This window comes from Bacteroides cellulosilyticus DSM 14838 (genome assembly GCF_000158035.1).
GTDB classification, from domain to species: domain Bacteria; phylum Bacteroidota; class Bacteroidia; order Bacteroidales; family Bacteroidaceae; genus Bacteroides; species Bacteroides cellulosilyticus.
The window spans coordinates 2102849-2115598 of the sequence record NZ_EQ973490.1 but is presented as its reverse complement, the minus strand read 5'-3'; the positions used below and the strand labels follow the sequence as shown (position 1 = coordinate 2115598).

General features: G+C 42.4%; 15 protein-coding genes. 1 reads left to right on the top strand and 14 read right to left on the bottom strand.

The features are described from left to right. Nucleotides 1-16: 16 nt before the first annotated feature. From hutI to BACCELL_RS12155, 4 genes are all read right to left on the bottom strand, one after another. The gene (gene hutI / locus BACCELL_RS12170; protein ID WP_007212101.1) at nucleotides 17-1270 is read right to left on the bottom strand and encodes an imidazolonepropionase; all 1254 of its coding nucleotides are present in this window, start codon (nucleotides 1268-1270) and stop codon (nucleotides 17-19) included. A 54-nt stretch (nucleotides 1271-1324) separates the two neighbouring features. Beyond that, the gene (gene ftcD, locus BACCELL_RS12165) at nucleotides 1325-2224 is read right to left on the bottom strand and encodes a glutamate formimidoyltransferase (protein WP_007212100.1); all 900 of its coding nucleotides are present in this window, start codon (nucleotides 2222-2224) and stop codon (nucleotides 1325-1327) included. Nucleotides 2225-2234: 10 nt separating this feature from the next. Continuing rightward, a complete protein-coding gene (gene hutU, locus BACCELL_RS12160) occupies nucleotides 2235-4214 on the bottom strand; it encodes a urocanate hydratase (protein WP_007212099.1) in 1980 nt (659 codons plus the stop codon). A gap of 113 nt (nucleotides 4215-4327) precedes the next feature. Next, nucleotides 4328-4954 carry a DUF6563 family protein gene (locus tag BACCELL_RS12155; protein WP_007212098.1) on the bottom strand — a complete coding sequence of 209 codons (627 nt, stop codon included), beginning with the start codon at nucleotides 4952-4954 and terminating at the stop codon, nucleotides 4328-4330. A gap of 471 nt (nucleotides 4955-5425) precedes the next feature. Between BACCELL_RS12155 and BACCELL_RS12150 the strand changes: the two genes are divergently transcribed. Further along, on the top strand, nucleotides 5426-7237 hold the full coding sequence (locus tag BACCELL_RS12150) for a MutS family DNA mismatch repair protein (protein WP_007212095.1): 1812 nt from the start codon (nucleotides 5426-5428) through the stop codon (nucleotides 7235-7237). 39 nt (nucleotides 7238-7276) lie between these two features. Here the strand turns inward: BACCELL_RS12150 and BACCELL_RS12145 are convergent, their stop codons facing one another. From BACCELL_RS12145 to map, 10 genes are all read right to left on the bottom strand, one after another. Continuing rightward, nucleotides 7277-7816, bottom strand: a complete 540-nt coding sequence (locus tag BACCELL_RS12145; RefSeq protein ID WP_007212094.1) for a hypothetical protein — start codon at nucleotides 7814-7816, stop codon at nucleotides 7277-7279. 110 nt (nucleotides 7817-7926) lie between these two features. After that, nucleotides 7927-8361, bottom strand: a complete 435-nt coding sequence (locus tag BACCELL_RS12140; protein ID WP_007212093.1) for a hypothetical protein — start codon at nucleotides 8359-8361, stop codon at nucleotides 7927-7929. Between the two features lie 169 nt (nucleotides 8362-8530). Beyond that, on the bottom strand, nucleotides 8531-9040 hold the full coding sequence (gene rplQ / locus BACCELL_RS12135; RefSeq protein WP_007212091.1) for a 50S ribosomal protein L17: 510 nt from the start codon (nucleotides 9038-9040) through the stop codon (nucleotides 8531-8533). A 3-nt stretch (nucleotides 9041-9043) separates the two neighbouring features. Then, nucleotides 9044-10036, bottom strand: coding sequence for a DNA-directed RNA polymerase subunit alpha (locus BACCELL_RS12130; RefSeq protein ID WP_007212090.1), 993 nt, complete (start codon nucleotides 10034-10036; stop codon nucleotides 9044-9046). Between the two features lie 13 nt (nucleotides 10037-10049). Next, nucleotides 10050-10655 carry a 30S ribosomal protein S4 gene (gene rpsD / locus BACCELL_RS12125; RefSeq protein WP_007212089.1) on the bottom strand — a complete coding sequence of 202 codons (606 nt, stop codon included), beginning with the start codon at nucleotides 10653-10655 and terminating at the stop codon, nucleotides 10050-10052. A 116-nt stretch (nucleotides 10656-10771) separates the two neighbouring features. Next, a complete protein-coding gene (rpsK, locus tag BACCELL_RS12120) occupies nucleotides 10772-11161 on the bottom strand; it encodes a 30S ribosomal protein S11 (protein WP_007212088.1) in 390 nt (129 codons plus the stop codon). 11 nt (nucleotides 11162-11172) lie between these two features. Next, entirely contained in the window at nucleotides 11173-11553 is a 381-nt protein-coding gene (rpsM, locus tag BACCELL_RS12115) for a 30S ribosomal protein S13 (RefSeq protein ID WP_007212087.1), read from the bottom strand. A gap of 34 nt (nucleotides 11554-11587) precedes the next feature. Beyond that, on the bottom strand, nucleotides 11588-11704 hold the full coding sequence (gene ykgO / locus BACCELL_RS26035; RefSeq protein WP_002558051.1) for a type B 50S ribosomal protein L36: 117 nt from the start codon (nucleotides 11702-11704) through the stop codon (nucleotides 11588-11590). A gap of 9 nt (nucleotides 11705-11713) precedes the next feature. After that, nucleotides 11714-11932 (bottom strand): translation initiation factor IF-1, encoded by a 219-nt coding sequence (gene infA / locus BACCELL_RS12110; protein WP_002558052.1) that lies wholly within the window; start codon nucleotides 11930-11932, stop codon nucleotides 11714-11716. 9 nt (nucleotides 11933-11941) lie between these two features. Next, complete coding sequence (gene map / locus BACCELL_RS12105; protein WP_007212086.1) at nucleotides 11942-12739, bottom strand: type I methionyl aminopeptidase; 798 nt, start codon at nucleotides 12737-12739, stop codon at nucleotides 11942-11944. Nucleotides 12740-12750 lie beyond the last annotated feature (11 nt).

Genomic DNA, 12750 nt, shown 5'->3' with positions numbered 1-12750 from the left:
TTTTTCTTTAAAGGTTTTACAATACAGGATAAATCACTCCTTCTTTGATGGTGGTATTTACACAATTCATACCGACATAATAAGGCAGGAAATGGTAATTATCAGAATTCAGCACTACAAAATCTCCCTTCTTGCCTACTTCGATGCTGCCGATACTATCCGCCCGGTTCAAGGCAGCAGCCCCGTTCAGGGTGAGGGCGGTGATAGCTTCTTCAATAGTAAGATGCATATAGATACATGCCAGGGCAAAAGTCAACGGAATGGAACCGGAGAAACAACTGCCCGGATTGAGATCTGTGGCAAGGGCTACGGCACAACCGGAATCAATCATTTCGCGACCGCGTGCATAAGGTTCTTTCAGGGCAAAAGCTGTAAGAGGGAGTAAAGTTGCAACGGTTCCGGCATCCCGCATAGCGCGGATACCTGTATCGGATGCATGCAACAAATGATCTGCGGAAACAGCAGAAAGCTCGGCAGCCAGTTCGGCACCCCCCAGCGGAACGATTTCATCGGCATGGAGTTTCAAGCCCAAACCATATTCCTTGGCAGCTTGCAACAGACGGCAAGATTGTTCGACAGAGAAAACGCCTTGTTCGCAGAAGACATCACAAAACTCGGCCAGTTCGTTTTTGGCAACACAAGGCAGGACATCACTGATAATGAAATCAAGGTATTCATCCGTACGTCCCTTATATTCCTCGGGTACGGCATGCGCACCCAGAAAAGTGGATACAATATCTACCCGCTTATGTTCGTCATTATTCAGGCTACGCATGACTTTGAGTTGCAGAAGCTCCGTTTCCTTATCCAGTCCGTAGCCGCTCTTGCCTTCTACGGTAGTAATCCCCATATTACTCATTTGCCTCAAAAAAACTTCGGCTTTGGAGCGGAGTTGAATAAAACTACATTCGCGGGTGGCCTTTACAGTGCTTACAATGCCACCACCACGCTCCATGATAGACATATAGCTTTCTCCTTTCAATCGCCAGGAGAACTCTTCGGCACGTTCGCCACCAAATACAAAGTGAGTATGCGAATCGACGAAGCCGGGTAACAGGCATTTGCCACGAGCATTGTAGTGCCAGTAGCGTTGATAATATCCGTCACGCATCTCGCCCCGGGAAGGGCCGACATAGGAAATGATACCGTCGGTTACTTCTATTGTAGCATTATCAATGATGCATAGTTCACCCATCTCTTTGCCACAACGGGCGGAAAAGCCGATGGGGGTTACAACACGGGCATTGAAAATTATCAGGTTCTCGGTCATATTTAAAAACTTTATTTGTGTAATTTGCGTAATTTGCGTTCTTTTATCATTCTATTATTCTTCCATAATCCTCGCCTCAAGCACTTGTTGCATAGAGAAATTCTCTAAACCAAGATAATAAGAAGCTGTATCAATGAGCGCCTCCATCGGAACAAGGCCGATAATCTCACTCCCCACAATGCTGACCCCATAGCGACGTGCTTCTACACGGGTCAGTTCAAAAGCGCGGTAAAGGGCGGTACGGGTATAGTCTGTCATATTGATGGAAACCTGAGTAATGCCCCGGTCTTTCAACTCTACTCCCATTGCTTTGCAATAACGCAGGCCACCGCCAATGAAACGAATCTTCTTGGCAATATCATGTGCGATATCCAGATTAGGTGTATTCAGATTGATATTGTAGGCTACCAACGGCATGCGGGCACCGATAGCAACGGTTCCGGCAGTGGCATGGCGTTCGGCAGGACCAAAGTCGGGCTGCCATTCGGGTAGCTTTATCTTTTCTGCCATACCTTCGAACTCACCTTTACGCACGGCAGCAAGATTTTCGCGATGCGGAGCTGATGCGGATTTCTCATAGAGAAAGACAGGAAGATTATAGCGTTTGCCTACCTCCGCACCTACTTCTTTGGAAAGGGCGATAGCTTCTTCCATCGTCACATTCTTGATGGGAATGAAAGGAACTACATCTACGGCACCCATACGGGGATGTTGCCCGGTGTGGTGGTTAAGGTCAATAAGCTTTACAGCAATGCCGATAGCTTCGAGAACGGCATCACGAAGGGGTTCCGGTTCTCCTACCACGGTTACTACCAGGCGGTTGTGGTCTTCGTCGTTACTGTAATCCAAGAGTTTTACACCTTGTTTACCACGGAAAGGGGATATGATTTGATCTATTTTCTGCAAGTCACGTCCCTCGCTGAAGTTGGGGACACATTCGATGATTTTATTCATGATTCTCTTTTTATGATATGTATTTATTTACTAATTCGTCATCAGCCACGTATGGCATCGTAATATGATAACCATCAGCATGTGTCCGGTTAAACTCTTCACTCGTCTCCATAGCATGCCCATTGCGTGCCCATGAACGCCGGGCCACACCGCCCATCACGTCCCACAACATAGCTGAACGAAGTATTTCATCCACCCGCTCACTACCATCGCATACCATACCGAAGCCGCCATTTATGGCTTTTCCAATACCCACACCACCACCATTGTGCAGTGCTACGAGGCTCATTCCCCGGGCACAGTTTCCGGCAAAGCATTGCACGGCCATATCCGCCATGACATTGCTTCCATCTTTTATATTAGAAGTTTCACGGAAAGGAGAGTCCGTACCGCTCACATCGTGATGATCGCGTCCCAACATAATAGGTCCAACTTCACCATTGCGTACCATTTCGTTGAACTTCAACGCTATCTTCATACGTCCTGCCGCATCCTGATAAAGAATACGCGCCTGAGTACCTACCACAAGATTATTCTTTTCCGCGTCGCGTATCCAATTGTAGTTATCCAGATCCTGACCGCGACGATTCGGGTCAATACATTCCATCGCTGCATGATCGGTCTTTATCAAATCTTCATGTTTACCACTGAGACATACCCAGCGGAAAGGTCCGTAACCGTAATCAAAAAGTTCCGGCCCCATAATATCTTCTACATAACTGGGGAATATAAATCCATTCTTATCATCTTCTTCTTTGGCAATTTCACGAACTCCAGCATCATAAACGGCTTTCATAAAGGAGTTTCCATAATCGAAGAAATAGGTACCCTGCTCTACAAGGGCTCTTATAGCCCGGAAATGGCGCACCAACGATTCATTCACCAGTCTACAGAATTTCTGCGGGTCTTCATGCAACAGACTTGTACGTTCGGCGAAAGTAATTCCCGCCGGACAGTATCCGCCTTCGTAAACAGCATGGCAGGAAGTTTGGTCAGAAAGCAGGTCTATATGTATATTTTGGTCTACAGCATATTCCAGCAAGTCAACGATATTCCCATGATAAGCAATGGATATCGGTTTCTTGCCGTCCATCGCCTCATGCGCCAGCGAGAATGCTTCGGGAATAGAATCCGTGACATGTCCTACCCAACCTTGCCGATGCCGGGTTTCAATACGTGACATATCTACCTCGGCTATAATGGAAGCTGCACCCGACATCTCGGCGGCCTTAGGCTGGGCACCGCTCATGCCGCCCAAACCGGAAGATATAAACAGGTGTCCGCGCAAATCACCGTTCTGAGGAATACCGAGCTTCATACGTCCGGCATTCAGCAGAGTATTAAAGGTACCATGCACAATACCTTGAGGACCAATATACATCCAGCCTCCGGCAGTCATCTGACCGTAGTTGGCAACTCCCATTTGCATGGCCACGTGCCAATCCTTCTGATTATCGTAAAGACCTACCATCATGGCATTCGTAATAATCACGCGTGGTGCATCGGGCTTAGAACGGAATAAGCCCAGTGGATGTCCACTTTCAATAACGAGTGTCTGATCTTGAGTCAGCACTTCAAGATACTGTTTAATGAGACGATACTGCATCCAGTTTTGGCAGACCTGTCCCGTTTCGCCATAAGTGACTAGTTCATAAGGATAGAGGGCAATATCGAAGCAGAGATTATTGTCAATCATCACCTGAAAAGCCTTGCCTTCAATGCAATTTCCTTTGTAAGCATCGATAGGTTTCGCTTTGAGGTCGCCCTGCGGACGATATCGGTAGCCATAGATACGCCCGCGGGTACGAAGTTCTTCCATAAACTCTGGAGCAAGGGTCTCGTGTAATTCTTTGGGGATATAACGCAATGCGTTCTTTAACGCCGTGGCAGTTTGTGCGGGCGAAAGTGTGAAGCCACGATCGGGAGCCCTCCGGATACCCTCTACGAAAGTGGGGTAAGGGAGCAATGTATTACTTAAGGTTATTTCCATAACATACAGGATGAAAGGTTACAAAATGTCATCAGTTTACTTCTGTAAGCTGCCGCAATATAGAAATAAATCCCGATATCAACAAGTGATACCGGGATTTATTTATCATTTAGTCATTTTAAGCGTAGTAAGTATTTACCTGTAACTTCCGCACTTTCACTGCTTTCCTGTAAGAAGGCGTTCAGAAGTTCCGGCTCATTTTTTAGTAGCTGTAGCATTTTGTCTTTTCCTACGAACTCTACTTTACCCGTTTCCGGATTCAGTTCATAATAAACCCGCGCATTGACCAGCCCCGAAGCAGCAATGGCCGTACCGACATCTCCCCCCAGCTTTGTAGCGTCGGCAGGCTGTGTGGTACTTGCCGCCACAGAACCTACAGGCTGTGCGTAGAAATAAATTTTCCCCTGTATCCAAGTGGCAGGGGCATACCAACCGCCGAAACGGAAACGTTTATAACGCACTTTCTTACAGTTAACGTATAACGCCGAGTCAGCCCTCACCGCATAACAACGGGATTTCAAATATCGGCAGAGACCGGGATTGTCATCTACCGAGACGCGATAGTCAGCACCTCCCATCAGTAAAATCTGATTCTTGGAGCGCTTCTCTATCTTCAATGTGGAGAGTGTGTCGCCACGATCTTCCACCAGTTCCTTCAAATTGGCATATATCACTTGCTGGGCGCTCCCATGCAAAGCAACCAATAATCCGAATATGCCTAATAACCACCACCTTTTCATACCCCAAGCTTTTCTTTCTAAAACAGTTTTATCTGAGCGAAAGTTACATTATTTATCCAAGAAGAGCAAATTATTGAAAAGAAAAATGCAATTTCGGCAGATTTATGTTCATGCATATTTATACTTGGGCTTATCTCTATACTGCATAATACGCTTCAAAGCTGCGAGTAACTGGAAAAATAAGCAATACTCATCAAAGGGATATCTAAGGCGAAAACTTACTACCTTGATGGATAAGAATAGTTTCATCACTTGGAACTGCAAGTTTCATGCCTTGAAACAAGCAGTTTCATGCTTTGAAACAAGCAGTTTCACACCGAGAAACAGACAGTTTCACACTGAGAAACAAACGCTTCTCTTAAAGGAAACATAGATATGGATGCTAAGTTCTTCATTAGAGCAAGAGAAAGCAGATGAAGCATTTGGTTATAAAGCAGGCTTATTTTACCTTTGCGGCAAAGAAACAATAGAATGAACACAATCAATGAAATAACCGCCACTTATCAGCGCATCGCTGAAGAAGGACGTTCGGAATTAAATAAAGTACAAAACAAGATTTACCGCATAGGCTCACTGCGATTATTGTTATTTGTTGCAGGAATTGCGGGAATTATATATTTCTGGTCATCAGGCTGGATAGTATTAACGGGGATCATTGCCGTTACACTTCTGCCTTTTATCCTATTGATAAAGTATCACAACCGGCTGTTTCACCGGAAAGACTATCTGGAAAAAAAGGTTGCAATCAATGAGCAAGAACTTTCGGCGCTGAACTATGACACATCTTCTTTTGAAGACGGAGCAGAATTTATCGATCCGGCACACCTGTACAGTTATGACCTGGATGTGTTTGGTCCACATTCTCTTTTTCAGTATATAAACCGTACCTGTACGCAACTTGGAAAAAGCTTGTTAGCCAATTGGCTGGGCACGCATCTGGTAAATAAGAAAGAGATAGAATCCCGACAGGAAGCCATTCGCGAACTGACATCGGAATTGAACTTTCGACAAGAATTCCGTATTCTGGGACTGCTCTATAAAGGAAAAGCTGCTGATGAAGATGAATTAAAGGCATGGGCTAAGAGTCCCAGTGTCTTCCGGAAAAATGTTTTCTTTCGCATGCTACCGCTATTGGCGGGTGGAATAAATATCTTATGTATAGCATTGGCTATTGCAGGCATTATTCCGCTCACTGTTTTCGGTATTCTATGGTTATGCTTTGTGTTTGCCAGCTTTTGTTTCACTAGTAAAATCACTAAAATGCAAGCTGTCTACGGAAAGAAGCTACAGATATTAGCAACGTATGCCAATCTGCTCCGACTTATTGAGAACCAACCCATGAAAAGTCCGATATTGAAGGAAGTGAGAGAGTGGATCGGTAATGAAAAACAAACGGCTTCTCACTCCATCCAGCGTCTAAGTAAGCTTATGAACGAACTCGATCAGCGAAACAACGCCTACATATATGCCACCCTCAACGGATTATTCTTCTGGGAAATCCGCAAAATCATACAGATTGAAGGATGGAAAGAGCAATATGCTTCTGAACTGCCACGCTGGCTGACAGCTATCGCTCACATGGATGCTCTGTGTTCACTGGCCACATTCGCCTATAATCATCCGGATTACTCCTACCCTATTATTAACCCCCGGTCTTTCAGTCTCCGCGCCGCATCTATGGGACATCCACTGATGAACCGCGACAAATGTGTACGCAATGACATTGATATAGAAAAACGTCCTTTCTTCATTATTATCACCGGAGCAAATATGGCAGGCAAAAGTACGTATCTTCGTACGGTAGGCATCAACTATTTGCTGGCTTGCATCGGCACCCCCGTTTGCGCCCGGAGTATGGAACTGTATCCTGCTCAACTCATTACCAGTCTGCGCACCAGCGACTCCCTGAATGATAACGAATCCTATTTCTTTGCAGAACTGAAACGTCTGAAACTTATCATCGACAAACTGCAAGCCGGTGAAGAGTTCTTCATCATCCTTGATGAGATTCTAAAAGGAACCAACTCCATGGATAAGCAGAAAGGCTCGCTCGCCCTTATCAAACAATTCATGACTTTACAGGCAAATGGTATCATCGCTACTCACGACCTGATGCTCGGCACGCTTGCCGACATTTATCCTGATGACATCCATAATTACCGATTCGAAGCCGACATCACAGGTAATGAACTGACCTTTTCTTATCGTCTGCGCGAAGGAGTAGCTCAGAATATGAATGCCTGTTTCCTAATAAAAAAAATGGGGATAGCCGTTACCGACTGATCCCCATAACTTCAAAGTTAAGTCCAGAAACCCTGAGGGTTAGTTCACTTTACACTTCGCCAAGAAAGCCGATATGGTTGCTGCATCATTCCCTGTATAATAATGTACAGAGGTTACCGGAGTGTATGTATAAGGCACAAACTGGAACAGCTGAACGGCTGCAAATTTATTATCTTGAGAAAGTATAACATCCAAACGTACATTACCGCTTCCTTCACTCTTTACACCTTCTTCAATAGAAAGCTGGCCTTTTTCAATCATCTCTTTCAACTTACCCATGTGTTTCAAATCGAAGAACACACTGCGTTCCTTAGTAATACTTCCTGTCGGAATATATACCACTTCTTTAGATTTCCAGAACAAACGGAATATTCCTAAGAGGAAAAATGCCGTACCTAACACCATCAACAACATACTAAGCGTAGATGAGCGGTCAGTTACTTCAAAAGTTGATGCGAATATAAGGATACCTAACAGCAGCATTGCCACTGAAAAAATTAGTCCGGAGACACTTGTGCGTTTTGCGATATCGGGGTGTGTAGACGCAAAAATAGTTGCGTCAATTGCTTGAGTTGCCATAATTTAAATCGTTTAAAATGAATAAAAGTTTAACTGATAAAACATACCAATAATCACCTCGTACAGTCTATGACCACATAAGGCAAATAAATCTGAATTCATTCAAACGTCTAAATGATAATTCGCCTGAGCGTAAATACATAATATTCACACGCAGGGTGGCAGCGATAAGAGGTGCTGGTATCAAATAACTTCGAGCGATGCAATGACAGTACATCGTCACGATGAGCCAGCCGCTCTATCATGTCTTTTAACGAAAGGATATATTCTGTTGTATACGAACGTTGCGCACGTGAAAAGGTGAGCAACTGAGTAGTTCCAGCGGAACCTGCAAGTTCTGCATCTGACAAATATGGCAATTTCGGAGCCGGAATATAACTTCCTTGCCGAACATCATTTCTCTGTGTATCCCCCTCTTCTCCTAAACTAACTTGAGCGGCAATAACCATTTCATCTACCGTCTGTACGGTAAATGCATCACTCACACTTCCACAAAAGGCAGTAGCAAGGACCAGGAATAATATCACCTTCAGAAACTTTGCCATATCTATCTGCAAAGATAACAGTTTGTTTCATTTAATTGTTTAATAGTAGAACCTTTTAATGAATGTTTAGGAAAGATATATCTTCTTTCCTCCCAAAATATCCGAATGCAAATTAAAAAAGCCGCCCCTTTCACAAGAGACGGCTTTTATATTGAAAAGAATAGTCGATTTATTCAGCTTTAGCTTCTTCCGCTTTTGCCTCTTCAACTGCCGGTGCTTCAGCAACCGGAGCTTCTGCCGGAGCAGCAGCTTCAGTAGTAGCTTTCTTAGAACGGCGGGTACGAGTAGCTTTCTTAGCAACCTTTTCCTTAGCCATGTTTTCGTTGTAATCAACGAGTTCAATAAAGCACATTTCAGCGTTGTCACCTAGACGGTGCCCTGTCTTGATGATACGAGTATAACCACCCGGACGGTCAGCAATCTTCACAGAGATTTCCTTGAACAGTTCCGTTACAACTTGCTTGTCTTGCAGATTGCTGAATACAACACGACGAGAGTTAGTCGTGTCATCCTTTGACTTTGTAATCAAAGGCTCAACAAACTTCTTCAGAGCTTTAGCCTTTGCAACAGTCGTAGTGATTCTTTTGTGCTTAATCAAAGAACATGCCATGTTAGATAACATCGCATTTCTGTGAGAAGCAGTACGACCTAAATGATTGAATTTCTTATTATGTCTCATTTTTTATTCTTTATCTAATTTATATTTAGAAATATCGGTTCCAAACGAAAGATTCAGACTTTCCAGCAAATCATCAAGCTCAGTAAGCGATTTCTTTCCGAAGTTTCTGAATTTCAGCAAATCCGTCTTATTGAATTGTACCAAATCACCCAATGTTTCTACATCGGCAGCCTTCAAGCAGTTGAGGGCACGAACCGATAAGTCCATATCAACAAGTTTAGTCTTCAACAATTGACGCATGTGCAATACTTCTTCATCAAATTCTTCATTACCATCCACATCATTGCTTTCCAATGTAATCTTCTCATCAGAGAAGAGCATGAAGTGATAAATCAGAATCTTTGCAGCTTCTTTCAGCGCTTCCTTCGGATGAATAGAACCGTCGGTAGTAATCTCAAGTACCAATTTGTCGTAGTCCGTCTTTTGTTCAACACGGAACGGTTCAATCTGATACTTCACATTACGTATCGGTGTATAAATGGAATCGATAGGAATTACGTTAACATCCGTGCAATATTCGCGGTTTTCATCAGCCGGAACATATCCACGACCTTTGTTAATCGTAATATCGATTTGCATAGTTGCTTTAGAATCTAAATGACAAATAACTAATTCAGGATTTAACACTTCAAATCCAGTCAAATACTTACCTATGTCACCTGCTTTAAATTCACTAGAATTTTCGATTGTAATACTTACTTTCTCACTTTCGAATTCTTCAACTACTTGCTTGAATCTCACCTGTTTCAGATTCAAGATAATGTTAGTAACATCCTCTTTAACTCCCGGTACGCTAGAGAACTCATGCTCAACACCATCTATTTTGATAGTAGTGATAGCAAAACCCTCTAATGACGAAAGCAGGATGCGGCGTAGTGCATTACCAACGGTAATACCAAAACCGGGCTCCAACGGACGAAATTCGAATTTACCGAATCTAGAATCCGCTTCCAACATTAATACTTTATCAGGTTTTTGAAATGCTAATATCGCCATGAAATTAATTATTTTATTTAGAATACAATTCTACGATCAAATGCTCTTTAATGTTTTCAGGAATGTCTGCTCTTTCAGGTACATGCAACAATTTACCAACCTTAGAGTTATCATCCCATTCCAACCAAGGATATTTGCTGTGGTTAAAGCCAGCCAGTGAATTAGCAATTACTTCCAAAGACTTAGATCTTTCACGAACACCAATTACCTGACCCGGTTTTACTGCAAATGAAGGTATATTTACCACTTCACCATCCACAGTAATATGCTTGTGACCCACCAACTGACGAGCAGCTGCACGAGTAGGAGCAATACCTAAACGGAATACAATGTTATCAAGACGACCTTCGAGCAACTGAAGCAGAATTTCACCGGTAATACCTTTAGCTGTTTCTGCCTTTTCAAATAGGTTGCGGAATTGTTTCTCTAAAACTCCATAGGTGTATTTGGCCTTCTGTTTCTCACGAAGTTGAACACCATACTCAGAAGTTTTTCTTTTTCTGGAATTACCGTGTTGTCCGGGAGGATAGTTCTTCTTTGACAATACTTTATCTGCTCCGAAGATACCTTCACCGAATTTACGGGCTATTCTTGATTTTGGTCCAGTATATCTAGCCATTTCTTTTAAATTTTAATTGTTTTATTCATGAACTTAATTTGTTGCAGCCGCGATTACAGAGAGAAATTAATGTAATCCAAAAACAAAATCAAGATCATTTTTATTAAAGGTAAATCTTAAACTCTACGTCTTTTCGGAGGACGACAACCATTATGTGGAAGCGGAGTTACATCAACGATTTCAGTAACTTCGATACCTGCACCGTGAATAGTTCTAATAGCAGACTCACGTCCGTTACCTGGACCCTTCACATATGCTTTTACCTTTCTCAGGCCAAGATCAAATGCTATCTTTGCACAATCCTGGGCAGCCATCTGTGCTGCATAAGGAGTGTTCTTCTTAGAACCTCTAAATCCCATTTTACCAGCAGATGACCAAGAAATAATCTGCCCTTCACTGTTTGCAAGAGAAACAATAATATTGTTGAAAGATGAATGAACATGCAACTGTCCATTAGCGTCAACTTTCACATTTCTCTTCTTTGCTGCAACTGTTTTTTTTGCCATATCAACAATTATTATTTAGTAGCTTTTTTCTTATTTGCAACGGTTTTCTTTCTACCCTTACGAGTACGAGCATTATTCTTTGTGCTCTGTCCTCTTACAGGCAAACCGATACGATGACGTACACCACGGTAACAACCAATATCCATCAAACGTTTGATGTTCAATTGAACTTCCGAGCGAAGATCACCTTCTACTTTAAATTCTGCACCAATGATCTCACGAATCTTGGCAGCTTGATCATCCGTCCAGTCTTTTACCTTCAGGTCTTTATCTACACCAGCTTTATCTAAAATCTTTGCTGAACTACTACGACCTATTCCATAGATATAGGTCAACGCAACTTCACCTCTTTTATTTTGAGGCAAATCGACACCAACTATTCTTATAGCCATATACTAAATTATTTTTTTTGCAAAAATAATAATATTATCCTTGACGTTGTTTATACTTAGGATTTTTCTTGTTAATAACATACAAACGGCCATTGCGTCTAACGATCTTACATTCTGGCGTACGTTTCTTTAAAGATGCTCTTACTTTCATATCTTAATTTTATTTATATCTAAATACAATTCTTCCTTTCGATAAATCGTAAGGAGACATTTCGACTCTTACTTTATCCCCCGGCAGGATTTTAATGTAATGCATTCGCATCTTACCGGAAATATGTGCAGTAATCTCATGTCCGTTTTCTAATTCAACACGAAACATTGCATTAGACAATGCTTCAACAATAACTCCATCTTGTTCTATTGCAGATTGCTTAGCCATATTATTTTTTTAAATTGCTTTATCTCCTAATACTTCTTCTATGAACTCAAACGATGATAAGATATCAGCTTTGCCAGCTCCAACAGCCACTGTATGCTCAAAATGAGCTGCATACTTCCAATCTTTAGTTCTCACCGTCCAACCATCACGCTCCATTACTATTTGGCGACTCCCTTGCGTAATCATTGGTTCAATAGCAATACAAAGACCTTTCTTTAACATAGTTCCATAACCACGTTTTCCATAATTAGGGACCTGAGGGTCTTCGTGCATTTCTTTACCTATACCATGACCAACAAACTCACGCACTACACCGAATGAATTGGACTCACAATGTTCTTGTATTGCATATCCGATATCACCCAACCGTTTTCCTTGAACGGCATTTTCTATTCCGATGTATAATGCCTCTTTAGTAACCTTCAGTAATTTGCGAACTTCCTCATCTACTTCCCCTACACAAAATGTATAGGCAGAATCACCACAAAACCCATTCATATAAGTACCACAATCAACCGATACAATATCACCTTCTTTTAGTACTATATCTCCAGGAATGCCATGTACCACCTGTTCATTTATCGATGTACACAACGAAGCTGGAAATGGATCACCATATTGATTTGGAAAACCTTTGAAAGTAGGAACAGCACCATGATCTCTGATAAACTCTTCCGCTACTTTATCCAGTTCCTTTGTAGTAACTCCCGGCTTTACCAGTTTTGCAACTTCAGCCAATGTCCTCCCGACAAGCAAATTACTCTCACGGAGCAGCTCTATTTCATCTTCCGTTTTAAGAAATATCATCTTATAAAAAG